The organism is Micromonospora endolithica, assembly GCF_003626595.1.
GTDB classification, from domain to species: domain Bacteria; phylum Actinomycetota; class Actinomycetes; order Mycobacteriales; family Micromonosporaceae; genus Micromonospora; species Micromonospora endolithica.
The window spans coordinates 281,111-302,701 of sequence record NZ_RBAK01000003.1 but is presented as its reverse complement, the minus strand read 5'-3'; the positions used below and the strand labels follow the sequence as shown (position 1 = coordinate 302,701).

Below are 21,591 nucleotides of genomic sequence, written 5' to 3'. Positions count from 1 at the left end.
CTGACGATGCGCTAGACTATCCATCAAGCAGATGATGGACAAGGAGGTGGGGTATGCCGACCAGCCGGACGTCCGTCCCGGTGCCGCGCGAGCGGGGCGCGGGAAGCGGCGCGCAACGGCGCCAGGAGATCGTGGCCGCGGCTCAGCGCCTGATCGCGGACAAGGGATTCGAAGGACTCCGGGTGCGCGAGGTGGCCGACCGGGTCGGCATCAACATCGCCACCCTGCACTACCACTTCCCGAGCAAGGAGGCGCTCGTCACGGCCGTCGTGCAGGACATCGTCGGCCGCCTCGACCGGGTGCCGGCCGGCGACGTCCAGCCCCCACCACCACGCGAACACCTGGCCGGCCACCTGCACCACGTACTGGACCAGTTCGAGCGCCACCGCGAACAGTTCGTGGTGCTCAACGAGCTGTACAACCGCGCCATCCGAGACGAGGCGCTGCGCCGGGTGCTCCAGGCCAGTGACACCGCCTGGACGGACTACCTCGTGCCGATCCTGCGGGCCGGCCGCGACAACGGCCAACTCCGCGCGGACCTCGACCCGGTGGCCGCCGCGACGCTGATCACCGGGTTCTTCAAGAGCCTGCTGTTCCACCTCGGCCTGACCCCGCAAGGCGCCCGCCAGGCGGCGGACGAACTCCTTCGTGGCCTCGACTCCCAGGAGACACCCCGATGACAACTGCCGCGCACACCGGACGACCCGCGACCCGCAGGGGACGTCAGCTGTCCCAGATCGCCCTCACGGCGGCCGTCACGGTCGCCCTGGCGGTCGTGACGGGCGTCTCCGCTGGTCTGAACCTCACACAGTGGCTGTCCTACGGCCTGGCCGTCAGCCTCGTGCTCTGGGTCGGCGGCGCCGTCAGCGGTCAGATCCTGCTGGCCCGCCTCCTCGACCGGGGCACCGGCGAGCAGGTCCTGGACTACCTCCGGCAGCTCCTGTGGATCATTCCCCGGGTGTATGTACCCCTCGGGTTCGTCGCCGTCGCCTGCGGCCTGGCGCTGGTCACCCACACCGGCGAAAGCTACCTGCAACCCCGGGTGCTGATCCCCCTCGCGCTCTACGTCCTCACCGCCATCGCCGGCTCCGCCATCAGCGCGCCCGGCTACCTCAAGCTGCTCCGCCTAGCCGACCAGCACGGCCCGGACCACCCCGCCGTTCGCCAACGGCTGCAACCTCTCGCCTGGCTCAACCGCATCGAACTGGCCCTCGTCGTCGGAGTCGGCTTCACCCTGCTGGCCAGCGCGATCTAACGCTCCAACGTCGCTTGGCTTCGGTGTTGGACGTGGCGTGGGCATGAGGACGGTCACCGAGTTGATCATCGATAGTTTGTGAGGACAGTCGAAGATCGTGCGGTGGGCGTGGGTCACAGCGTAGACAGCCCTGCCGGGTGGCGAATCGTCCTGGACGAGGCGGTGACGCGCGTCGCTGCCCGGTTCGCGCGGGTGGACCCACGCGCGACGGCCGGGCAGTTCGTGGAAGGGCTGCTGTCGAAGGTGGAACGTAAGACCTGCTGGTCGCTAGCGGAGCGGGCAGGTCACGGTGATCCGCAGGCGATGCAACGGCTGTTGCGCACGGCGGTGTGGGACGCCGACGCCGTGCGCGACGACGTGCGTTCGTGGCTGATCGAACAGCTCGGCCATCCCGACGGGGTGCTGGTGACCGACGAGACCGGGTTCCTGAAGAAGGGCGTGTGCTCGGTCGGGGTGCAGCGGCAGTACACAGGCACCGCAGGGCGAATCGAGAACAGCCAGGTCGGTGTGTTCCTGGCCTACGTGGCACCCGCCGGGCGGGCGATGATCGATCGCCGGCTCTACCTCCCGGAGACGACCTGGTGCGACCGGCCTGACCGCCTCGCCGCCGCCGGCGTGCCCGACGACGTCGGGTTCGCGACGAAGCCAGCCCTCGCCCGGCAGATGATCGCCGCCGCGATCGAGGCTGGTGTCCCGTTCGGGTGGGTGACCGGCGACGAGGTCTATGGCGCCGACCCCGGCCTGCGCGCTCACCTGGAACACCGCGGGATCGGCTACGTCCTGGCCGTCGGCTGCGACCGACGCGTGGCGGTCAACGACGGTCGCATCCTCGTGCGTGTTGACGACCTCGCCGCCCGGATCCCCACCGCCGAATGGCAACTGCACAGCTGCGGACCCGGAGCGAAAGGTCCTCGCGACTATCTGTGGGCGTGGATCACCACCGCCATCCGGCCCGGTGAGCATCGGTGGCTGCTCATCCGCCGTAACCGCACCACCGGAGAGTTGGCCTTCTACCTGTGCTGGTCACCACGTCCGATGCCACTGCACACCCTGGTCCGGGTGGCCGGCTCCCGCTGGGCATTGAGGAGTTGTTCCAGACCGGCAAAGGCCAGGTCGGCCTGGACCATTACCAGGTCCGCGGCTGGACCGGCTGGCACCGGTTCGTCACCCTGGCCATGCTCGCCCTGGCCGTCCTGACCATCCTCGCCGCCACCTCGCAGCAGCCCGACGCCGATCCCACGATCATCGCGTTGACCGTCGCCGAGATCCGCCGCCTCCTCAATGCCTTCGTCATCGCCGCATCGCTACCGCCAGAGCACACGCTGCGCTGGTCGATCTGGCGGCGAACAACCCAAGCCACGAAGGCGTAGACCGCTCCGGCCCATGCAGCCACCCGCCCGGCGCGGCGCGGAAAAGGCTGATCGCGCGGGATGCGGACCATCGGCGGACCGGCACGGCCGGCGGTGCCGTCGTCGACCTTCAGAAACGGCGAAGCCCAGGTCGTTGACCTGGGCTTCTTCACCGAGCCGCCTGACGGAATCGAACCGTCGACCTACGCATTACGAGTGCGTCGCTCTAGCCGACTGAGCTAAGGCGGCAACGATCGTCAAGTGTAGTGCACGCCTCCCGCCCCGGCCGAACGGGATACCCACGGCCGACGCGCCGCCGACGTCGGCCGGACAGACCGCACGATCGGACGTACACCGGACAGCACCCCCGGCGCGCCGGTACTACGCTCCGGCGGATGAACGACCACCCCGCCGAGCGTCCCGCACCGAACGCGCCGGCCGGCGACCAGGCCGGACCGCACGCCAGTGAGGCGGCCGGTGGGCGCGCGGCGCGTCGCCCGCGCAGCACCGATCCGCGGGAGCTGGGCTTCACCCCGCGCGGGCCGGTGCCGTGGCTCGCGCCGTTCCTGCTGATCAGCACCGGCATCCGTACGCTGCTCGCGTTGCTCTTCGGGGCGTACCTGGACAAGCGGGAGTTGCAGAACTCCCTCGACGCGAAGATCGCCCGGCAGGTCGGGCCGGACGGCGGGTTGTGGTTGGACTACGTGGCCGACCTGGGTGACGGCTTCAACGCCACCTACTCGGTCGCGTACCTGCTGGCGCAGCCGGAGCTGGAGGTCGACGGCCATCGGCTGCCGCGCGCGCAGACCCTGGTGATGGGCGGCGACCAGGTCTACCCGTCGGCGGCGTTCGAGGCGTACGAGGACCGCTGCAAGGGCCCCTACCAGGCCGCTCTGCCGGTCACCCCGCCCGAGCGGCCGACGCTGTTCGCGGTGCCCGGCAACCACGACTGGTACGACGGGCTGACCGCGTTTCTCCGCCTGTTCGTCCGGACCCGGGACCGGCACTTCGGCGGGTGGGACACGGCGCAGACCCGCTCGTACTTCGCGGTCGAGCTGCCCGCCGACTGGTGGCTGCTCGGCCTCGACGACCAGTCCGGGTCGTACCTGGACGATCCGCAGCTCACCTACTTCGACACGGTGGCCGAGCGGCTGGGGCCGCAGAGCCGGGTGATCCTGGCCGTGCCGGCGCCGACGTGGGTCAAGGCCGTCGACCACCCCACGGCGTACGACTCGATCGACTACTTCGTCCGCACCATCGTCGCGCCGACCGGGGCGCAGGTACGGCTGCTCGTCTCCGGCGACCTGCACCACTACGCCCGGTACGCCGGCCCGGAGCGGCAGCTGATCACCTGCGGGGGCGGCGGCGCGTACCTCTACCCGACGCACAAGCTCCCGGAGCGGATCGAGGTGCCGCCGCGGGACACCCTGGCCCGGCGCGCCAGCGCCTCCCACCCGTACGACCTGGCGGGCCGCTACCCGGATGCGGCGCGGTCCCGCCGGTACGGCTGGGGGATCTTCGGCCGGCTGCCGCTGCGCAACCCGGGTTTCACCACGTTGCTCGGCACCCTGCACACGCTGCTGATGCTGGCGATGGCCGGGGTGGCGTCGCACGGGGACGGGACCGACCAGCGCCTGTTCAGCGTGCCGCTGGTGGTGATGTTGCTGGTCACGCTGCTGGGCGCGGCCTTCTTCGCGAAGCCGCCGAGCGCGGGCGGCAAACGGCACGCGCGGCACTGGATCCTCGGCCTCCTGCACGGGGCGGCACACGTCGGGTTGGCCGCGGCGGGCACCTGGGCGTGGCTGGCGCTGCCCTTCTACGACTGGCCGTGGCCGCTGCCGGTGGCCGCCGCGGCGGTCCTCTACGGCCCGGTGATCGGGTTGGTGGCGAGTCAGGTGGTGGCCGCGTACCTGCTGGTCGCGAGCGCGTTCGGGGTGAACGTCAATGAGCTGTTCGCCGGCCAGGGCATCGAGGACGCGAAGGCGTTCCTGCGGATGCGCGTCGACCCGGACGGCACGCTGACCGTCTACCCGATCGCGGTGGACCGCGTCTCCCGCGGCTGGCAGGTGAACCCCGACCAGTCCCCCCGGTCAAGCTGGCTGGCCCCGAAAACCCCCCTGACCCCCCGCCTGGCCGAACCCCCCATCCACATCTCCGAACCAGCCCCACCACAAAGTTGATCAAGAGGTTTGCGTCAGCAGAACGGCGAATCCTGACGCAAACCTCTTGATCAACACGGCGGGGGCCGGGGGGCCGGGGGGGCGGGGGGCCGGGGGGCCGGGGGGGGTTAGGGGTTGTGGCGCTGGTCGTGGGACTGGCGGGAGCCGCAGACGTCGGCGCGGGAGCACAGGGAGCGGGAACCGTCGGCGTCCATGCGTACGGTGACCGCGTCTCTCGGGACGCTGTGGCCGACCACGCGGCCGTCGCCCTCGGGCGTGGTCACCCGGGTGCCGACGGCCGGGGCGGACTCCTGGAAGCGCTGGTAAAGGGGATGCTCGTACTTCAGGCAGCACATCAGCCGGCCGCACGCCCCGGAGATACGCAGCGGATTCAGCGGCAGGTCCTGGTCCTTCGCCATCCGGATGGTCACCGGCTCGAAGTCGTTGAGGAACGTGGCGCAGCAGAGGTCCCGGCCGCAGGAGCCGATGCCGCCCTGCACCTTGGCGGAGTCCCGGGCGGAGAGCTGGCGCAGCTCGACCCGGCAGTGCAACGTGGCGCCCAGGTCGCGGACCAGCGACCGGAAGTCCACCCGGTGCGGCGCGGTGAAGTAGACGGTGCTCCGTTCGCCGCTGCCCTCACTCCCAGCGAGCACGTGGTCGACGGCCACCACCTTCATCGGCAGGCCGTGCTCCCGGATCAGCCGTTTCGCGGCGACCTTCGCCTCGGCCTTGCGGCGGCGCAACGCCTCGTCGCGGCGCAGGTCCTCGTCCTGGGCGAGACCGGCCAGGCGGGGGAAGCCCCCGGTCTCCTCGGACACCCACTGCGCGGCCCAGACACACTCGGCCACCTCGGGCCCGTCGTCGGTCGGCACCAGCACCTTGTCACCGACCTGTGGGCGCAGGTCCCCCGGGTCCAGGTAGTAGAGGCGCCCGTACCGCTGGAAACTCACCGCGCAGAGCATGCCCATGCCACTCACCCTACGTCCGTCGTCCGGTCCCGGCCCGCCGGCGTCGCGGTACGACTACCCGGCGCAGTGTCACCAGCCGACGCGGGTCGGCGTGTCGTAGTGGGGGCGCTCGGCCACCGGATTCCGCCACCGGGACTCGGCCAGGCTGGGTGCCCACTGCCGCAGCAACGTCTCCGCCCCGTCGTAGGCGACGCAGAGCACCGCCAGCACCCGGGCCGCGATCTCGGCCGCCTCGACCCCGCCCGGCGTGAACGACGAGCCCCGGCCGGCGCCGCCGACCGTCACCGACGTGGCGGCGACGACCGCCACCGCCTCGGCCGAGCGGAGCACGTCGGCGAGGGCCCGGGCCAGCGCGAGCCGGCTGCCCTCCACCCAGGCGGCGAGCGCGTCGGCGTAGCCGGCGGTGGACTCCAACCGGCCCACCAGGCTCTCCGGCCCCTCGTCGAGGTGATGCAGCAGGGCGGTGCGCGCCTGCCCGTACGCGGCGGCGGCCGGCCCGGACCAGAGCACCGGGTCGGTCAGCGTGGCGGACACCTCGTCGTACCCCCGGACGAGCCGGCGCACCGCGTGCCCGGCGCCGGCCAGCGGCGCCGGGTGCAGATCGACGAAGCCGCGCACGGCCTCGCCGGGGAGCACCTGCATCCGGCGCAGCAGCGGCCACACCCGGTGCCCGTCGGGGGCCCCGGCGGCGAGCAGCGTGTCGACCCGGCGCAGCAGGTCGAGGCCGGGCTCGGCCAGCCGGTCCAGCGCGTCCATCACGACTCCCCGGCCAGCCGCCGGCGGGCGGCCCGGTCGACCTCGGTGTAGCGGTCGGCCGCCTCCCGGACGGCGGACGCGGCGGCGGCGAGCCGGTGCGCGGCGGTGTGCGCCTCCCGGGCGCGGTCACCGGTGGCAGCGGTCCACTGCCGGTGCAGGGCGCGACCGATCTCCCCCGGGCGGCCCGGGGTGTCGGCGCCGAACGCGGCCTGCGCCGGGTCGGCCGAGGTGACCGTGCGGGAGAGCCCGGCCAGGGTCTCACCGGCCAGGTCGAGTCGGGTGGCGAGGCCGCGCAGGTCCTCCATGTCACGCCCCCGCGAGCGGCCGGTAGGCGGTGAACGTCTCGTTGTGCAGCTTCTCCCGCGCCCACTGGGCGGCGTCGGCGGCGGCGGTCACGGCCGCCTGCACGGACGAGGCGACGTCCCGGGGGTGGCGGTTGTGCAGCGGGCCGAGGAAGCGCACGTCGGTGATCCGGCCACCGGCCGTCACCACCACCTCCACCAGCCCGTCGGGGGAGCGGACGGTGACCTCGACCGTCGTGACCGCCTGGTCGAACTCGGCCTGGAGGGACTCGATCCGGCGGTAGCGCCGCACCGCCTCCTCGATCCAGGACTCGTCGATCTCCCCCCGCGACATCGGCGGACTCCTCCCGGATGAAACTCACTCAGCGTGCCGCCACCGTCACCACGGCACACCGGACCGTACCGCACAGCAATCGCACGTGTCGATGCCTGTGGACGGCCGGGGTCAGCCGGGGGTCAGCCCTTCCAGAGGGAGAGCATCATCGCCTCGACGGCGATCCGGGGCTTGACGTTCGCCTCGATCGCCGTCCGGCACTCCAGGACCGCCTCCAGCCGGCGCAGCGCACCCTCCGCGTCCCACTTCCGGGCGCCCGCCTCGGCGAGGTCCGCGGTGTCGGTGTGCACCGGCGCGACGGGGGCGCGCAGCGCCATGGTGAGCGCGTCCCGGTAGAAGCCGGCCAGGTCCACCAGGGCCCGGTCCAGCGCGTCCCGCTGGGCCCGGGTGGCCCGGGACTTCTGCCGCCGCTCCAGGTCCTTCAGCTGCCCGGCGGCACCCCGGATCGCGCCGGCCGCGCCCCGGCCGGTGCCGCCCGCGCCGAGCGCGGTCTCCAGCGCGGCCCGCTCGGTCGCGTCGCTCTCCGCGACCGACGCCTCGGCCTCCGCCTCGGCCGCCTCGATCAACGCCGACGCGGCGTCGAAGGCGGCACCCACGCCGGTCAGCCGGCGCGGCACCGCGAGCACCGCCTCCCGGCGCTTGCGGGCCTCCGGGTCGCGGGCCAGCCGCCGGGCCCGCCCGACGTGCCCCTGCGCCGCCGCCGCCGCCCAGCGCGCCACGTCGGGCGCGACGCCGTCGCGTCGGGCCAGCACCTCGGCCACCGCGTCGGCCGGCGGCTGCCGCAACGGTACGACCCGACAGCGCGACCGGATGGTCACCGAGATGTCGTCCGGGTGCGTGGACGGCGCGCAGAGCAGGAAGACCGTACGCGGCGGCGGCTCCTCGATGGCCTTGAGCAGCGCGTTGCCGGCGGCCTCGGTGAGCCGGTCGGCATCCTCGATCACCACCACCTGCCAGCGCCCGCCGGACGGGGTGCTGGCGGCGCGCAGCACCAGTGCCCGCATCTCGCCGACGCCGATGGACAACCCCTCCGGGACCACCAGCCGCACGTCGGCGTGGGTACCGCCGATGGTGGTGTGGCAGCCGGGGCAGTCGCCGCAGCCGGTGCCGTACGCACACTGCAACGCCGCCGCGAAGGCGCGCGCCGCGACCGAGCGACCGGAGCCGGGCGGGCCGGTGAAGATCCACGCATGGGTCATCCCGGCTCCGGGGTCGCCGCCGCCCTCCTGCGGTGGCGCGGCGCGCAGCACGTGGGCCGCCGCGGCGGCGGCGCGGCGCAGCGTGTCGACCGCCTCGTCCTGCCCGACCAGGTCGGCGAAGACGTCCGCCATCAGGTCCGGTGCTCCATCGTCACCAGCTCCGAGTCGGATAACTCCGGCTGCACCGAGGTGTCCGGACCGCTGGCCGGGCGCGGGTGCACGATGCCACCGGGCGCGCCGAGCATGCCCTCGACCCGGGCGGCGACCAGGCGGGCCAGTTCCTCGGCCGGGAGGGAGGCGTCGAGCACCAGGTAGCGCTTCGGATCGTTCGCGGCGAGGTCGAGGAAGGCGTACCGGACCCGCTCGTGGAACGTGACGGACTCGGCCTCCAGCCGGTCCGGGCCCTCGGTGCGCTCGGCCACCCGGGAGAGCCCGGTCCGGGGCTCGACGTCGAGGAGCACCACCAGGTCGGGCTTGAGCCCGCCGGTGGCCCAGGAGGAGAGCCAGGAGACCTCGTCGACCGGGAGCGTCCGCCCGGCCCCCTGGTACGCCAGCGACGAGTCGACGTAACGGTCGCTGGCCACCACCGCGCCCCGGACCAGGGCGGGCCGGACCACGGTGGCGACGTGGTGCGCCCGGTCGGCGGCGTACAGCAGGGCCTCGGCGCGGGGCGAGGGCGCGTCGGAGCCGGGCTGCCCGAGCAGCAACGAGCGGATCCGCTCGCCGACGGCGGTGGCCCCGGGCTCGCGGGTGACCACCACCTCCCGGCCGTTGTCGCGGAGCCGGTCGGCCAGCAGGGCGAGCTGGGTGGACTTCCCGGCGCCCTCGCCGCCCTCGAAGACCACGAAGAGACCGGCGGAGACGAACGGCTCGGCCGGCATCAGCGGACGGCCCCGGATCGAGCCCCAGAGGTCGGCCAGGACGGGAACGCCCTTCTTGTCGTCCATCTGGCCGAACGCACTGATCCCGGCGAAGATGCCGGCGGCACCGGCGGCGAGCAGCAGCAGCCGGCTGGACGAGATCGAGACGCCCAGGTCGGCTATCGCGAACTCCCGCGACCCGCCGACACCGGCGAGCAGGCTACTCAGGCCGATGGCCAGGATCAGCACCAGTCGGGTGCCGATCTGCACCACCGCGAAGACCCGGCCGCGTACCTCGTCGGCGATCTCGCCGCCGAGCAGGGTGGTGCCGGAGAGGAAGGCCATGCCGGCCCCGGCACCGACCAGGATCGCGCCCACCATCGCCATGGACAGGTGGATGGCGAAGGCCAGCGTCATCACCGAGGCGCTGGCGAGCACGATGCTCATGCCGAACCAGCGTCGCCGGGACATGTCCTTGACGATCAGCGGACCGAGCCCGATGCCGACCGCCAGGCCGATGAAGATCGCGCCGAAGAGCAGGAAGAAGGCGGCGTCGCCGGCGCCGAGCGAGTTGGTGAAGAAGCGCGCGGTGCCGATCACGATGCCGCCGCCGGCGAACGCGCCGAAGATGCCCAGCACCAGGCCCCGGACCAGTGGAGTCTTGCCGATGAACTTCCAGCCCTCGGTGAACTGGCGCAGCATGCTCTGCTCGGTCTGGCCCCGCTCGGCGGCCTGGCCCTGGCTGATCTCCTTGATCCCGAACGCCACCACCACCGCGGTGGCCAGCCGGGAGAAGGCGTTGAACCAGAGCGCCAGTTGGGCCGGCTCGGCCCAGTCGGGTGGGTTCCCGGTCACCGCACCCCGGACGGCGGCGTCCAGCGCGGCGAGGACCAGTGCGGCCAGGACCGGGGTGAGCCCGTACGTGGTGATCAGCGTGAGCTGGTTGGCGGCCTCCAGCCGCGCCCGCGGGATCAGGTTGGGGACCGCGGCCTCCTTGGCCGGGATCCAGAGCAGGGTGAGCGACTCGATCAGGAACGTCGCGACCGTCGCCCAACCGACCACCACCGCCCCGCTCGCGCCGAGCAGCGCGACCATGGGGATGGAGGCGAACAGCAGGAACCGCAGCACGTCACAGATGACCATGGTCCAGCGCCGGTCGAACCGGTCGGCGAGCACGCCGGCGATCGGCCCGAGCACCAGCGCGGGCAGCAGCCGGATGGCGATCACGCCACCGAAGGCCGCACCCTTGGCCGTACTCCCCTCGACCTGGGCGGCGGCGAAGACCGAGGTGGCCAGGAGGCCGAACCAGTCGCCGAAGGAGGCCGCGCCGAGCACGATCCAGAGCCGGCGGAACGGCTGGATGCGCAGCACCGAGCGGATCGCCGCGTAGCCCGAGTGGTCGGGCTGTCCGGCGGCGGGCTGGCCGCCTCCCGACGGCGGCGAGTCGGACGTGGGCGCGCCGGACGGTGCCGCGTCGGGCTGGGCCGCGAAGGGCTGGGCCGCGTCGGACTGGTTTCCGGACGGCGACACGCCGGGCGACTCGCCGTTCTGCTGGTTCTCGATGGCCCTACCTCCACGTGGCGGCCCATCGCTGGGCATTCCCGGTGGAACACTCTAGACCCGGCGGGAGGGCTCCCCCGCCGCGACATTCTCCTGCTCGCCGAGCCTAGGCCGCCGCGACCCGCATCCGCAGCCCGGACGGAAGCGAGGGTATTTCGCATTGACCCCCGGGCAGTTAGCGTGCACACCGTGGCCACCGAAAGCGACAAACTTCGCGCGCGCCTCGAACGGGCGACCGCGCACCTCGACCCGCCGTACGCCGTCGTCGACCTGACGGCGTACGACGCCAACGCGGCGGCACTGGTCGACCGCGCCGCCGGCAAGCCCCTGCGGGTGGCGAGCAAGTCCGTCCGCAGCCGCGACCTGCTCCTGCGCGCGCTTGGCCGCCCCGGCTGGCGGGGCGTGATGGCCTTCACGCTGCCCGAGGCGATCTGGCTGGTCCGGTGCGGCGTGACCGACGACGCACTGGTGGCGTACCCCACGACCGACCGGGGAGCGCTTGCCGAGCTGGCCGCCGACCCGGCCCTCGCCGCGGCGGTGACCCTGATGGTCGACCACACCGACCAACTCGACCTGGTGGACGCCGTCGTCGCCCCGGACCGGCGACCCGACCTGCGGATCTGCCTCGACCTGGACGCCTCCTGGCGGCCGCTGCGCGGACGGGTGCACGTCGGGGTACGCCGCTCCCCGGTGCACAGCGCGCGGGCAGCCGGCGCCCTCGCCGCCACCGTCGCCGGTCGCCCGGGCTTCCGGCTGGTCGGCCTGATGTCGTACGAGGCGCAGATCGCCGGCCTGGGCGACGCGCCGCCGGGGCGGGCGGTGCTCGGCTCGGCGATCAGGCTGGCCCAGCGCGGTTCGTACCGTGAGTTGCTGGCCCGCCGGGGTGCGGCGGTGGCGGCCGTACGCGAGCACGCCGACCTGGAATTCGTCAACGGCGGCGGCACCGGCAGCGTGGCCGCCACCAGCGCCGATCCCGCGGTCACCGAGGTCACCGCGGGCTCCGGCCTGTACGGGCCGACGCTGTTCGACGCGTACCGGGCCTGGCGCCCCACCCCGGCGGCGTTCTTCGCCTGCGCGGTGGTCCGCCGACCCACCCCGGAGATCGCGACCGTGCTCGGCGGCGGCTGGATCGCCTCCGGCCCGGCCGAGGCCACCCGGCTCCCCCGGCCGTGGCTCCCCACCGGGCTGAAGCTGATCGGCACCGAGGGGGCCGGCGAGGTGCAGACCCCGCTGGCCGGACCGGCGGCCGGGACGCTCCGGGTCGGCGACCGGGTGTGGTTCCGGCACGCCAAGGCCGGCGAACTCGCCGAGCACGTCAACGAGTTGCACCTGGTGGAGTCCGACGCCGTGGTGGCCACCGTGCCGACGTACCGGGGCGAGGGCCGGGCCTTCCTCTGACCGCGACGCCGGCCGTGACGCCGGCCGTGACGCCGGCCGTGAACCGTGGCCGGGCCGCCGGAAGGGTGCCGGCGGCCGGGCCACGCGAGGAGGGACGCCGCCGACCGGGCCGGTTGCGGACGGTCCGGGCGGCCTGCCCTCAGGCGGGTTGGGTCGCGCCGGTGCGCTCGTCGGCCTGCCGACCGGCGGTGGGGCGGGCGTCGACCTGGCGGTGCAGGTATTCCCGGATCAGCGCCTTCGCCTCGGTCAGCACCCGGTCGTCACCGTCGGTCCGGCGGCGGAACGCCAGCTTGATCAGCGCGTCGGCCGCCTCGACCGCGATCTCCAGGTGGAACCGCAGCTCGGGGACGTCGGTCAGCCCGAACCGCTCGGTGAGCACCCGGGCCAACTGGTCCGCGATCACGCCGTTGTTGTCCCGCTGCTCGTCGAGCAGGTGCAGGTCCACCACGTCGCCGAAGTGCAGGGTACGGAATCCGGGGACGGTGCGGTGCATCGTGATGTATTCGTCGATGCCCGCGTCGACCCCGTCCCACCAGTGGGTCAGGTCGTCGGAGGCGAACCGCTCGTCGAGCCGCTGGAGGTAGGACTCCATGGTGCGCAGGGTCAGCGCCTGCACGATGGCCCGTTTGTCCGGAAAGAACTGGTAGACCGACCCGATCGCCACCTCGGCCCGCTCGGCGAGCAGCGTCGTGGTCAGTCCCTCGTACCCGACCTCGTCGACGAGTTCGGCGCAGGCGTCCAGCATCCGCTGGACCCGCGCGACACTTCGACCCTGCACCGGAACGCGGCGCAGCGGTCCGGTCGTGGCGGCTGGTGTGGACACTCGAAGCCACCCCCCTTCGACGGATGAACATATCTACACGTCACGAGAGCGTGACTACCGGTATAACGAGCGGACCTCGATTGCGGTATTTACCAGGTAGAACGTTCCTGATATGAAGTCAGTTCATATTCATGTCGAGGAGCTTCCATGGCCGGTAACGCACCCTCCACCACCGCCTGGTCCAACTGGGCCGGCAACCAGCGTGCCACCGCCACCACCGTCCTCCACCCCACCACCCTCGACGACGTCGTCGAAGCCGTCCGGGCCACCGCCGCCGCCGGCGCGACGATCCGGGCGGTCGGCAGCGGCCACTCCTTCACCGCCGTCGCCGCCACCGACGACCGGCGGATGGAACTGACCGGACTGGACACCGGCACCCACGTCGACACCGAACGCCGACTCGTCACCGTACCGGCCGGCACCACATTGCGGACGCTCAACGCTCTGCTCGCCACGCACGGTCTCGCGCTGCCCAACCTCGGCGACATCGACGCGCAGACCGTCGCCGGGGCGATCTCCACCGGCACCCACGGCACCGGGGCCGGGTACGGCTGCCTGGCCACCTTCGTCGAGGCGCTCACCCTGGTCACCGGCACCGGCGAGGTGCTGCGCTGCTCCGTTGACACGCACCCCGACGTGCTCGCCGCCGCCCGCGTCTCGCTGGGCGCCCTCGGCGTGCTGACCGAGGTGACCCTGCGCTGCGTCGACGCCTTCGTGCTCCGCGCACACGAACGGCCCGCCCCGCTGGCCGAGGTCCTCGACGACCTGCCCGCCCTGATCGCCGGCCACGACCACGTCGAGTTCTACTGGTTCCCGTACACCGACCGGGTCCAGCTCAAGACCAACGACCGGGTACCCGCCGACGACCGGCCACTGCCCCGCTGGCGCGGCTGGCTGGACGACGACCTGCTGGCCAACCGGGTCTTCGCCGGGGCCTGCCGGCTCGGCCGCGCCGTACCGGCGCTCGCGCCGGCGATCAGCGCGGTCTCCGCGCGGGCCCTCACCGAACGCGTCTACACCGGCCGGTCCGACGCGGTCTTCTGCACGCCGCGCCGGGTCCGCTTCACCGAGATGGAGTACGCGCTCCCGCGCGACGCCCTGGTCCCCGCCCTGGACGCGCTGCGCCGCGTGGTCGACGGACTCCCGTTCAAGGTGCTGTTCCCGGTCGAGGTCCGGTTCACCGCCGCTGACGACGTGTGGCTCTCCCACGGCCAGGGCCGCGACTCCGCGTACATCGCCGTCCACCAGTACGTCGGCACACCGTACGAGCCCTACTTCCGCGCCTTCGAGGAGGCGGCCTCCGAGCTGGGCGGCCGCCCGCACTGGGGCAAGCTGCACTGGCGCGACGCCGACTCCCTGGCCGCCGCCTACCCGCACTGGCAGGACTTCCAGCGCATGCGTGACCGCCTGGACCCCGAACGGATCTTCCAAACCCCCCACCTACGCCGGGTCCTCGGCCCCTGACCCCGCTCTTCGACAGCTCGGAAGGGAACGGCCCGCCTGGAGGGGCCGAGATCTTCCAAGATCTCGGGGTTCGGTCACTCGGTGGACGTGGCCGCCTTGCGGGGGGCGGCCTTCTTCGCCGGGGCCTTCTTCGCCGTGGTGGTCTTGGCCGTGGTGGTCTTGCGGGCGGCCGTGGACGTGGTCGCCGCGGCCGTCTTCTTCGCGGCCGTCGTCTTCTTGGCGGCGGTCGCCTTCTTCGCCGGGGCGGCCTTCTTCGTCGCCTTCTTCGGCGCCGGACCCTTCGCCCGCTTCTCGGCGAGCATCTCCGAGGCCTCCTCCAGGGTCAGCGCCTCGGGGGTCTGGCCACGCCGGAGTGAGGCGTTGAACTCGCCGTCGGTGACGTACGGGCCGAACCGGCCGTCCTTGATCACCAGCGGCTTCTCGGTCAGCGGGTCGGCCCCCATCTCCCGCAGCGGTGGCGCGGCGGCCCGACGCTGGCGGGTCTTCGGGGCGGCGAGCAGGGCCAGCGCCTCGTCGAGGGTGACCGTGAACATCTTGTCCTCGGAGTCCAGCGACCGGAACTCCTCGCCCCGCTTCACGTACGGGCCGTACCGGCCGTTGTTGGCGAACACCTCGACCCCGTCGGGCGCGACGCCGATCAGGCGGGGCAGGCTGAGCAGCTTCAACGCCTGGTCGAGGGTGAGCGAGTCCGGCGTCTGCGAGCGCAGCAGCGAGGACTTGCGCTCGCCGCTGGACACGTACGGGCCGAAGCGGCCGGACTTGAGCACGATCGGCTCGCCGGTCGCCGGGTCGTCGCCGAGCTTGCGCTCGCCCCCGCCACCGAGGAACAGCTCGTGCACCTTCTCCTCGGTCAGCTCGTCGGGCGCGAGCCCCTCCGGGATCGGCGCCCGGTCGCCCTGGCCGCCGCCCTCCTCACCCTCGGTCGGGGGCGCGGCCGGGGCGCCGCCGGGCAGCTCGCGCTGGAGGTAGGGCCCGTACCGGCCGACCCGGACCACGACCTCGCGGCCCTCGTCGTCGGTGAAGAGGGGGATCGAGTTGACGCTGCGCGCGTCGATCTCGCTGAGGTTCTCGGTGACCAGCTTCTTCAGCCCACCCGCGTGGGCGATGGCCTGGTCACCGGTGCCGTTGCTGCTGCCGAAGTAGAACGCGGTGAGGAAGTCGACCGCGGCGTGGTCACCGCCGGCGATCTCGTCCAGCTCGTTCTCCATGCTGGCGGTGAAGTCGTAGTCGATCAGGCGCGGGTAGTGCCGCTCCATCAGCCCGATCACCGCGAACGCCAGGAACGTCGGGATCATCGCCTGGCCGCGCTTGGTGACGTAACCCCGGTCCTGGATCGTCTGCATGATCGAGGCGTACGTGGAGGGGCGGCCGATGCCCAGCTCCTCCAGGGCCTTGACCAGCGACGCCTCGGTGTAGCGCGACGGCGGCTGGGTGTGGTGGCCCTGCGCGGCCAGCTCGTCGGCGGTGAGCGGCTGGTCCTTCACCAGGTTCGGCAGGCGACGCTCCGCGTCCTCGGCCTCGGCGTTCTCGTCGTCGCTGGACTCGACGTACGCCCGCAGGAAGCCCGGGTCGGTGATCGTCTTGCCGGTCGCGCCGAAGTCGGCCTCCTCCTGCGCGGCGGAGACCGCGCGGATGCGGACCGAGACGCTGGAGCCGACCGCGTCGGTCATCTGGGAGGCGATGGTGCGCCGCCAGATCAACTCGTAGAGCTTGAACTCCTCACCGGACAGCTCCTTGGCCACGTCGCCGGGGGTGCGGAAGTTGTCCCCGGCGGGGCGGATCGCCTCGTGCGCCTCCTGCGCGTTCTTCACCTTGCCGGTGTAGCGACGCGGCTCCGGCGGCACGCTGCGCTCGCCGTACAGCTCGACGATCTGCCGGCGGGCCGCCGCGATGGCGGTCTCCGACAGGTTCACCGAGTCGGTACGCATGTAGGTGATGTAGCCGTTCTCGTACAGGCGCTGCGCGGTGCGCATCGTCTGCTGCGACGAGAACCGCAGCTTGCGGGCCGCCTCCTGCTGGAGGGTGGAGGTGATGAACGGCGCGTACGGGCGGCGGCGGTAGGGCTTCTCCTCGACCCGGGTGACGGCGAACGGCCGCCCCTCCAGGCGGGCCGCCAGCCCCCGGGCCCCGCTCTCGTCGAGGTGCACCACGCCGGCACCGGGCCGCACCCGGCCGGTGGTCGGCTCGAAGTCCTTGCCGGTGGCGATCCGGTCGCCGTTCAGCGCGACCAGGGTGGCGTTGAAGGTGCGCGGGCCCTCGCCCGCGTCCGCCACCGCCAGGGTGGCGAGGATGTCCCAGTACTCGGCGGTGCGGAAGGCCATCCGCTGCCGCTCCCGCTCGACCACGATCCGGGTCGCCACGGACTGGACGCGGCCCGCCGAGAGCTTCGGCATGACCTTCTTCCACAGCACCGGGGAGACCTCGTAGCCGTAGAGGCGGTCGAGGATGCGCCGGGCCTCCTGGGCGTCGACCAGGTCGCGGTCGATCTCCCGCGGGTTGGCCACCGCCGCCTGGATCGCCGGCTTGGTGATCTCGTGGAAGACCATCCGCTTGACCGGCACCTTGGGCTTGAGGGTCTCCACCAGGTGCCAGGCGATCGCCTCGCCCTCGCGGTCCTCGTCCGTGGCCAGGAAGATCTCGTCGACCTCCTTGGCCAGCTTCACCAGCTTGCTGATCTGCTGCCTGCGGTCGGCGGAGACCACGTAGAGGGCGTGGAAGCCGTTGTCGACGTCCACCCCGAGCCGGGCCCACGACTCGCCCTTGTACTTCGCCGGCACGTCGGCGGCGTTGCGGGGGAGGTCCCGGACGTGGCCGAAGCTGGCCTCCACGACGTACCCCGGGCCGAGGTAGCCCGAGATCGTCTTGGCCTTCGCCGGTGACTCGACGATGACCAGACGGGTGGTTCCAGCTTTGCTCGGCACGTCTCTCTCCGACCTCACTCCTGCTCTCGGCCGTCCGGTGTCCGGCTTCGGATCACCCCCGCCGGCGACCCGACTGGTCCCCGGCGGTCCGGACGTCCAACGTAACGCGCCGGCCGCGTTTCCGGTTTCGCGGGCGACAAACCGCCCCGGCGGGACGGTCGTCCGTCACTCCGGCCGCACGTGGGCCGGACCGGCCGGACGGCGCCACCGTACACCGCGACCGTTACCGGAGGCGGGACACTGTGCCGAAGGCGGGCCATCGGCCGAGGCGAATCCGGCCGTTCACCACCGTCGGTGTCCGCTACCGGACACCCCCACCACCACCGGCCGGCCACCCGGCGGGCGCGAGCCGACCCGCAGGTCGGGGTCGGGTCGGCAGCGGGCGGGCCGGTCAGGAGCGGGCGGGCCACGCGGCGGCGGGGGCCGCCGGCGGACGATCGCCGACGAGTTCGGCCAGGCGGGCGAGTTGGCGGCGACCGGTGACCCGGTAGACCGGGCCGTCCGGGCCGGCCTCGATGGTGGCGTCGGGCAGGCCGACGGCGGCGAGCGCCGCGCCAACCGGCTCCCAGCACTCCTGGTCGACGGGGCCGAGGCGGAGCAGGACGGCCGGCGGCTCGGGCGTGCCGGCCGCGGCCAGCCAGAGCCTCAGCCGCCGGCCGTTGAGGTGGAAGCCGGCGGGGGGCCGCAGCGCCGGGCCGCGCAGCCACGCCGCCGCGAGCGGTTTCAACAGCCGGGTGTACGACGTGCGTACGGCGTGTCGCGCGTCGTCGGTCGCCGCCCAGTTCGCCGAGATGCCCCGCTGGGCCAGTTCCCCGACGAGCACGTGTACCCGCCAGGCCCGGTCCAGCAGCACCGACAACCGGGCGGTACCCCCCATCACGGACATCTCGGCGGGCCCGACGAGCAGGCCGGCGAGATCGGCGAGGGACGGGTCGGCGGCATCCGCGCCGAAGAAGGCGAGCTGCCGGGCGGCGTCGTCGTCCGGCGGGGATGGTGGGCCGTCCCGCTCCGCCCCGACCACTCCGGCGGACCCGTCCGGCTCGTCGGGCGGGCGGTCGTCCCGCCCGGGCGACCGGGACCGGCGGGCGGTACGCGGCGACGGAGCCTCCGCCTCGGGTGCGGGGAACAGCACCGGGAGCGCATCGGCCTCCGGCTGCCCACCCGGACCGTTCAGCGGCACTCGGGCACCTCGGCGAAGGCTCGCTTCAGCTCCTCGGAGTTGAGCCGGGTGGTGTCCAGCGCACCGGCGTCGTACTCCTTGTTGAGGGTCTCCACCGCGGCCCGCACGCCGTCGTAGAAGGCGGCGGGCTGCCCGGTGCCGAGGCCGTCGATGGTGTCGCGGGCCCGGCCGTACGCGTCGCGCATCTTCGCCAGCGACGTCCGGAACCCCTCGGACACCTCGGCGCCGTGCTCGGTCTCCGGGACGCCGGCCCGCTCGACCTCGCGCCGGGCGGTCTCGCTGGCCTGCTCCGCGCCGCCGAAGAGCCGCACCAGGTTCTCCTTCGCCTGCGCGGGGGTGGTCTGCGCCGTCATCTGCTGTTCGGTGCTGCTGGTCAGCCGGCTGATCTCGGCCCGCCACGGGCTCAGCGCCGAGCAGACCGACGCCGCCCACGCCTGCGGGCTCGGACCCCCGCCGCAACCGGCGGCGAGCAGGACGACCGTGGCGAGGACCACCGTGAGCTTTCCGGCGGCTGACGCCCGGCACGTACGCATGCGTTGCAGCGTACGGCGTTCCCCCGACGGAGGCACCGGTCGGTTTGCCGGGCCTGGACGCACCGGTCCCCGGCCGGCGGGAGGGCCGACCGGGGACCGCTGTGTCGTACGGATCAGGCGTTGACCGTCTCCGGCCGCTGGTCCGGGCTACCCGCCCCGGAGCCGCTGTCGGAGTCGGACATCACCACGCCCTTGCGCTTGCTGAACACCACCGCCGCGACGACGATCAGCGTCGCCACCAGGGCGATCGTGATCCGCAGGCCGGTGTTCCGGTCGTCACCGACGCTCCAGGCCACCACGGCCGGGGCGATCAGCAGCGAGACCAGGTTCATCACCTTGAGCAGCGGGTTGATCGCCGGGCCGGCGGTGTCCTTGAACGGGTCACCGACGGTGTCACCGATGATCGTCGCCTCGTGCGACTCGGAGCCCTTGCCGCCGTACGCGCCGTCCTCGACGAGCTTCTTGGCGTTGTCCCAGGCACCACCGGAGTTGGCCAGGAAGACCGCCATCAGCGTGCCGGCCCCGATGGCACCGGCCAGGTACGCCGCCAGCGCGCCGGGACCGAGACCGAAGCCCACCGCGATCGGGGCGAGGATGGCCAGCAGACCGGGGGTCATCAGCTCGCGCTGCGCGTCCCGGGTGCAGATGTCGACGACCTTGCCGTACTCGGGCCGCTGGGTGCCGTCCATGATGCCGGGCAGCTCGCGGAACTGCCGGCGGACCTCCATCACGACCGCGCCGGCCGAACGGGACACCGCGTTGATGGCCAGCCCGGAGAAGAGGAAGACCACCGCCGCGCCGATGATGAGCCCGACCAGGTTGCGCGGGTTCGCCACGTTCAGCGAGTTGAGGATCTCGCCGCCCACGTCGCCCACCCCGGCGTCGGCGTACGCGGTGCGCAGCGTGTCGGTGTAGGAGCCGAACAGCGCGGTGGCGGCCAGGACGGCGGTGGCGATCGCGATGCCCTTGGTGATCGCCTTGGTGGTGTTGCCGACCGCGTCCAGCTCGGTCAGCGTGCGAGCGCCGTGCTCGTCGATGTCACCGGACATCTCGGCGATGCCCTGCGCGTTGTCCGAGATCGGGCCGAAGGTGTCCATCGCGACGATCACGCCGACGGTGGTGAGCAGGCCGATGCCGGCCAGCGCCACCGCGAACAGGGACAGCGTGATGGAGCTGCCACCGAGCAGGAACGCGCCGAACACGCCGGCGCCGATGAGCAGCGCCGAGTAGACCGCCGACTCCAGGCCGACGCTGATGCCGGCGAGGATGACGGTGGCCGCGCCGGTCTGCGAACTCTTGCCGATGTCCTGCACCGGCCGCCGGTTGGTCTCGGTGAAGTAGCCGGTCAGCGCCTGGATCGCGGCGGCCAGCACGATGCCGATGACGACCGCGCCGATCGCCACGACCCGCGGGTTCTGGTCGACGTCGGTGAGGCCGCCCTCCAACTCGGCGAAGGTGGCCGGCAGGTAGGCGAACGCGGCGATGGCCACCAGCACCGCGGAGAGCACCGCGGAGAGGTAGAAGGCCCGGTTGATCGCGGTCAGGGCGTTGCGGTCGGACGCGCGCAGCCGGGTGATGAAGACACCGATGATCGCGACGAGCACGCCGACGGTGGAGATGATCAGCGGGAAGACCAGGCCGTCCTCGCCGAACGCGGCGCGGCCCAGGATGAGGGCGGCGACCAGGGTGACCGCGTACGACTCGAACAGGTCGGCGGCCATGCCGGCGCAGTCGCCGACGTTGTCGCCCACGTTGTCGGCGATGGTGGCGGCGTTGCGCGGGTCGTCCTCGGGGATGCCCTGCTCGACCTTGCCGACCAGGTCCGCGCCGACGTCGGCGGCCTTGGTGAAGATGCCGCCGCCCACCCGCATGAACATGGCGAGCAGGGCGGCGCCGAAGCCGAAGCCCTCCAGCACGGTCGGCGCGTCGCCCTTGAAGAGGATGACGACCAGCGCCGCGCCGAAGAGGCCGAGCCCGACGGTGAGGAAGCCGACCACGCCACCGGTGCGGAAGGCGATCTTCATGGCCGCCTCCCGGCCGCCCTCGCGCTGCCGCGCCGCCGAGGCGACCCGCAGGTTGGCACGGGTGGCCAGCCACATGCCCGCACCTCCGATGAAGGCGCTGAACAGCGCGCCGACCACGAAGAACGCGGACCGGCCGATCTTCACGGCGATCTCGCTGCCGTCGGTGTCGTGCACCGGCAGCAGGAAGAGCAGGACCACCGCGACGACCACGAAGATCGCCAGGGTACGGAACTGTCGGAGCAGGTAGGCCGAGGCGCCCTCCTGGACGGCCCCGGAGATCTCCTGCATTTTGTTGGTGCCCTTGTCGGCTGCCAGCACGGTTCTCGTCAGTGCGGCGGCGAAGACGAGCGCCACCAGCGCGATCACCGCGGCGATGACGACGTACGTGACATTGTTCCCGGTAAGGGAGATCCCGCCGCTCTCGGCGGCCAAGGTGTCGGACATCTGTGTCCTCCTGTGCCGAACCTCGCACCGGCCGGTGGAGACGCACCGGTCGGGGCCTGGAT

16 protein-coding genes, 1 tRNA gene and 1 pseudogene are annotated in these 21,591 nt (G+C 72.8%); 6 read left to right on the top strand and 12 right to left on the bottom strand.

What is annotated here, in order from left to right; genetic code table 11:
* The first annotated feature begins 53 nt into the window (after window positions 1–53).
* The 3 genes and pseudogenes from D7223_RS10610 (at window position 54) to D7223_RS10600 (ending at window position 2,625) form a co-directional block, all read left to right on the top strand.
* Window positions 54–680 (top strand): TetR/AcrR family transcriptional regulator, encoded by a 627-nt coding sequence (locus tag D7223_RS10610; protein ID WP_120727645.1) that lies wholly within the window; start codon window positions 54–56, stop codon window positions 678–680.
* On the top strand, window positions 677–1,255 hold the full coding sequence (locus tag D7223_RS10605; RefSeq protein ID WP_120727643.1) for a hypothetical protein: 579 nt from the start codon (window positions 677–679) through the stop codon (window positions 1,253–1,255). Before D7223_RS10610 ends, D7223_RS10605 begins: the two co-directional genes overlap by 4 nt.
* A gap of 108 nt (window positions 1,256–1,363) precedes the next feature.
* Window positions 1,364–2,625, top strand: a pseudogene (locus tag D7223_RS10600) (IS701 family transposase).
* A 154-nt stretch (window positions 2,626–2,779) separates the two neighbouring features.
* On the opposite strand, the gene D7223_RS10595 reads toward D7223_RS10600, so the two are convergent.
* A tRNA-Thr gene (locus tag D7223_RS10595) sits at window positions 2,780–2,853 on the bottom strand.
* Between the two features lie 146 nt (window positions 2,854–2,999).
* On the opposite strand from D7223_RS10595, the gene D7223_RS10590 reads away from it, so the two are divergent.
* Window positions 3,000–4,784: a metallophosphoesterase family protein gene (locus tag D7223_RS10590; RefSeq protein ID WP_238161795.1), complete on the top strand. Its 1,785-nt coding sequence runs from the start codon at window positions 3,000–3,002 to the stop codon at window positions 4,782–4,784.
* Between the two features lie 107 nt (window positions 4,785–4,891).
* On the opposite strand, the gene D7223_RS10585 is transcribed toward D7223_RS10590, so the two are convergent.
* From D7223_RS10585 to tmk, 6 genes are all read right to left on the bottom strand, one after another.
* Window positions 4,892–5,731: a PSP1 domain-containing protein gene (locus D7223_RS10585; RefSeq protein ID WP_120727641.1), complete on the bottom strand. Its 840-nt coding sequence runs from the start codon at window positions 5,729–5,731 to the stop codon at window positions 4,892–4,894.
* Between the two features lie 69 nt (window positions 5,732–5,800).
* Window positions 5,801–6,487, bottom strand: coding sequence for a hypothetical protein (locus tag D7223_RS10580; RefSeq protein WP_120727638.1), 687 nt, complete (start codon window positions 6,485–6,487; stop codon window positions 5,801–5,803).
* Complete coding sequence (locus D7223_RS10575; protein WP_120727636.1) at window positions 6,487–6,792, bottom strand: hypothetical protein; 306 nt, start codon at window positions 6,790–6,792, stop codon at window positions 6,487–6,489. The genes D7223_RS10580 and D7223_RS10575 overlap by 1 nt, the downstream gene beginning before the upstream one ends.
* Window position 6,793: 1 nt before the next feature.
* The gene (locus D7223_RS10570; protein WP_120727634.1) at window positions 6,794–7,123 is read right to left on the bottom strand and encodes a YbaB/EbfC family nucleoid-associated protein; all 330 of its coding nucleotides are present in this window, start codon (window positions 7,121–7,123) and stop codon (window positions 6,794–6,796) included.
* Window positions 7,124–7,245: 122 nt separating this feature from the next.
* Window positions 7,246–8,454, bottom strand: coding sequence for a DNA polymerase III subunit delta' (locus tag D7223_RS10565; protein ID WP_120727632.1), 1,209 nt, complete (start codon window positions 8,452–8,454; stop codon window positions 7,246–7,248).
* Window positions 8,454–10,517, bottom strand: a complete 2,064-nt coding sequence (tmk, locus tag D7223_RS10560) for a dTMP kinase (protein WP_238161840.1) — start codon at window positions 10,515–10,517, stop codon at window positions 8,454–8,456. Before tmk ends, D7223_RS10565 begins: the two co-directional genes overlap by 1 nt.
* A gap of 414 nt (window positions 10,518–10,931) precedes the next feature.
* Here tmk and D7223_RS10555 point away from each other — a divergent pair, with 414 nt between their 5' ends.
* The gene (locus D7223_RS10555) at window positions 10,932–12,140 is read left to right on the top strand and encodes an amino acid deaminase/aldolase (RefSeq protein ID WP_120728166.1); all 1,209 of its coding nucleotides are present in this window, start codon (window positions 10,932–10,934) and stop codon (window positions 12,138–12,140) included.
* A 139-nt stretch (window positions 12,141–12,279) separates the two neighbouring features.
* On the opposite strand, the gene D7223_RS10550 is transcribed toward D7223_RS10555, so the two are convergent.
* A complete protein-coding gene (locus D7223_RS10550; RefSeq protein WP_120727628.1) occupies window positions 12,280–12,885 on the bottom strand; it encodes a TetR/AcrR family transcriptional regulator in 606 nt (201 codons plus the stop codon).
* 225 nt (window positions 12,886–13,110) lie between these two features.
* Between D7223_RS10550 and D7223_RS10545 the strand changes: the two genes are divergently transcribed.
* A complete protein-coding gene (locus tag D7223_RS10545; protein WP_120727626.1) occupies window positions 13,111–14,427 on the top strand; it encodes a D-arabinono-1,4-lactone oxidase in 1,317 nt (438 codons plus the stop codon).
* 74 nt (window positions 14,428–14,501) lie between these two features.
* Here D7223_RS10545 and topA read toward each other — a convergent pair whose 3' ends face one another.
* The 4 genes from topA to D7223_RS10525 all read right to left on the bottom strand — a co-directional run bounded on the left by topA (window position 14,502) and on the right by D7223_RS10525 (window position 21,529).
* Window positions 14,502–17,348 (bottom strand): type I DNA topoisomerase, encoded by a 2,847-nt coding sequence (topA, locus tag D7223_RS10540; RefSeq protein WP_120727624.1) that lies wholly within the window; start codon window positions 17,346–17,348, stop codon window positions 14,502–14,504.
* Between the two features lie 391 nt (window positions 17,349–17,739).
* On the bottom strand, window positions 17,740–18,528 hold the full coding sequence (locus D7223_RS10535; RefSeq protein WP_120727622.1) for a hypothetical protein: 789 nt from the start codon (window positions 18,526–18,528) through the stop codon (window positions 17,740–17,742).
* The gene (locus tag D7223_RS10530) at window positions 18,519–19,061 is read right to left on the bottom strand and encodes a hypothetical protein (protein ID WP_120727620.1); all 543 of its coding nucleotides are present in this window, start codon (window positions 19,059–19,061) and stop codon (window positions 18,519–18,521) included. Before D7223_RS10530 ends, D7223_RS10535 begins: the two co-directional genes overlap by 10 nt.
* Window positions 19,062–19,174: 113 nt before the next feature.
* Window positions 19,175–21,529, bottom strand: a complete 2,355-nt coding sequence (locus D7223_RS10525; RefSeq protein ID WP_120727618.1) for a sodium-translocating pyrophosphatase — start codon at window positions 21,527–21,529, stop codon at window positions 19,175–19,177.
* Window positions 21,530–21,591 lie beyond the last annotated feature (62 nt).

Excerpts from the sequence above, each read along its gene's own strand:
- D7223_RS10565 (WP_120727632.1), bottom strand. The coding sequence starts at position 8,454 with ATGGCGGACGTCTTCGCCGACCTGGTCGGGCAGGACGAGGCGGTCGAC.
- D7223_RS10585 (WP_120727641.1), bottom strand. The coding sequence starts at position 5,731 with ATGGGCATGCTCTGCGCGGTGAGTTTCCAGCGGTACGGGCGCCTCTAC.
- D7223_RS10530 (WP_120727620.1), bottom strand. The coding sequence starts at position 19,061 with ATGCGTACGTGCCGGGCGTCAGCCGCCGGAAAGCTCACGGTGGTCCTC.
- D7223_RS10570 (WP_120727634.1), bottom strand. The coding sequence starts at position 7,123 with ATGTCGCGGGGGGAGATCGACGAGTCCTGGATCGAGGAGGCGGTGCGG.
- D7223_RS10575 (WP_120727636.1), bottom strand. The coding sequence starts at position 6,792 with ATGGAGGACCTGCGCGGCCTCGCCACCCGACTCGACCTGGCCGGTGAG.
- D7223_RS10590 (WP_238161795.1), top strand. The coding sequence starts at position 3,000 with ATGAACGACCACCCCGCCGAGCGTCCCGCACCGAACGCGCCGGCCGGC.
- D7223_RS10605 (WP_120727643.1), top strand. The coding sequence starts at position 677 with ATGACAACTGCCGCGCACACCGGACGACCCGCGACCCGCAGGGGACGT.
- D7223_RS10580 (WP_120727638.1), bottom strand. The coding sequence starts at position 6,487 with ATGGACGCGCTGGACCGGCTGGCCGAGCCCGGCCTCGACCTGCTGCGC.
- D7223_RS10525 (WP_120727618.1), bottom strand. The coding sequence starts at position 21,529 with ATGTCCGACACCTTGGCCGCCGAGAGCGGCGGGATCTCCCTTACCGGG.
- D7223_RS10545 (WP_120727626.1), top strand. The coding sequence starts at position 13,111 with ATGGCCGGTAACGCACCCTCCACCACCGCCTGGTCCAACTGGGCCGGC.
- D7223_RS10550 (WP_120727628.1), bottom strand. The coding sequence starts at position 12,885 with ATGCTGGACGCCTGCGCCGAACTCGTCGACGAGGTCGGGTACGAGGGA.
- D7223_RS10610 (WP_120727645.1), top strand. The coding sequence starts at position 54 with ATGCCGACCAGCCGGACGTCCGTCCCGGTGCCGCGCGAGCGGGGCGCG.